This is a genomic window from Ruegeria sp. BB7 (genome assembly GCF_056539365.1).
In genome coordinates, this window is record NZ_JBQFUV010000040.1 from 1 (window position 1) to 1,770 (window position 1,770).

The window sequence follows — 1,770 nt, forward strand, 5'->3', positions numbered from 1 at the left end:
GTGTCTGACGTCAGCCCCAATGGGACAGTTTAGGTCGCTTTGATAAGAGAGATGCGGTCATCGGGCCGATTCACCACAATTGTGGTGGTGATTTGAAGCTCGGATGAGATGACCATGACTTATTACGTTGGACTTGATGTTTCAGTCGAGAGCACGGCAATTTGCGTGATCGACGAAGCCGGTAGCATCCATCGAGAGTTTTCGGCACCAAGCCATCCCGATGACCTTGCAATAGTGCTTGGTCCTTTTGCCAGTGACATCGGTGGAATAGCCCTCGAAGCAGGCCCTATGTCGGCCTTCCTTGCAGATGGCCTGAAGAGGAAGGGTCTGGACAGCGTTCTGATGGAGACGCGTCGAGTACATGCGGCATTGTCTGCGATCCCGATAAAGACCGACCGGCGGGACGCCCGTGGCATCGCAGAGTTGCTTCGCATGGGTTGGTTTCAGCCAGGTCATTTGAAGACCCCCACCGCACGGGATCTGCGATTGATGCTGTCGGCACGAGATAGTCTGGGGCGTCGTGTCCGGGAACTCGACAATTCGGTTCGAGGCCTTCTTCGCGGATTTGGCTTGAGAATTCCGACAGGAGCGCGAGGCCGGTTTTGTGATCTGGTTCGCGATCTGATCGCAGATAACTCGGTTCTGGAGGAGGCGATCCTCCCGCTCCTATCAGCACGTGATGCGATGGCAGAAGAATTCGCCGAATTGGACAAGCAGGTTCGAGATCAGTCTCGCAACGATGAAGTCTGTCGGCGCCTTATGACAATTCCCGGTGTCGGCGCCATAGTTGCGATGACTTTTCGTGCCGCAATTGATGACCCCAAACGTTTCCGTTCGTCTAAGTCAGTGGGAGCCTATTTTGGCCTGACGCCACGACGATATCAATCCGGAGAAACGGATCGAGTCACGTCAAGTACCAAGGCCGGCGATGCCAGTGTGAGAGTGGCGCTTTACGAAGCAGCGCATGTGATGCTTGTGAGAACCACCCGATGGACTCCGTTGAAGGCATGGGCGATGCGAGTTGCCGCCCGACGTGGTGCAAAGCGCGCCAAGATTGTCCTCGCGAGGAAACTGGCCGTCATCATGCACCGGATGTGGATGGACGGCACGGAATTCAGAACCGTCTGAAAGACAACGAGTACCAACTCTTCCGCAAGGAAGGCGCCCCTGAAGGGACGCGGCGCGGGAAAAGCCGACAGAAACCCTGGCAAAAATATACGCCGCAAGAGAGATGGGCTTTCCCGCGCCAGAGCCGACCGCATCATGTGAGTGCACCACGCAGATCACGGACAGAAGCATGCACTTTTAGGCGCTATTTCCTTGAAAAACCGGGCCCGATTACAGAAAGGTTTCTGGCTCATCGTAACCGCCAAGGAGTGGAGATGAGATAGGTCAATGCGTTTTGCATTTGATCCAGTGGATCAAACGTAGCGCATGACCGGAACCAAGCAGAGCCACGGTGAGAAAGTTGTAAAAGACATCCGCCGCACCACGCGTAAGCAATATTCAGCAGAAGAGAAGATCAGGATTGTGCTGGACGGCCTGCAGGGCGAGGACAGTATTGCAGAGCTGTGCCGCCGTTAAGGCATTGCCCAGAGCCTCTACTACAGTTGGTCCAAGGAGTTCCTTGAAGCCGGTAAGAAACGCCTTGCCGGTGACACCGCGCGCGCCGCGACATCGACAGAGGTCAAAGATCTGCGCCGCGAGGCACGCGATCTGAAGGAAGTGGTTGCCGAACAGGCTCTTGAACTGCGGTTGCTCAAAAAAGCA

General features: G+C 55.5%; 1 protein-coding gene and 1 pseudogene. Both read left to right on the forward strand.

Going from position 1 to position 1,770, the window contains the following annotated elements:
- Positions 1-114: 114 nt before the first annotated feature.
- The gene (locus tag ACR0D7_RS19325; RefSeq protein WP_480680471.1) at positions 115-1,128 is read left to right on the forward strand and encodes an IS110 family RNA-guided transposase; all 1,014 of its coding nucleotides are present in this window, start codon (positions 115-117) and stop codon (positions 1,126-1,128) included.
- 306 nt (positions 1,129-1,434) lie between these two features.
- Positions 1,435-1,770 (forward strand): annotated as a pseudogene (locus ACR0D7_RS19330) (transposase); the annotation flags it as partial.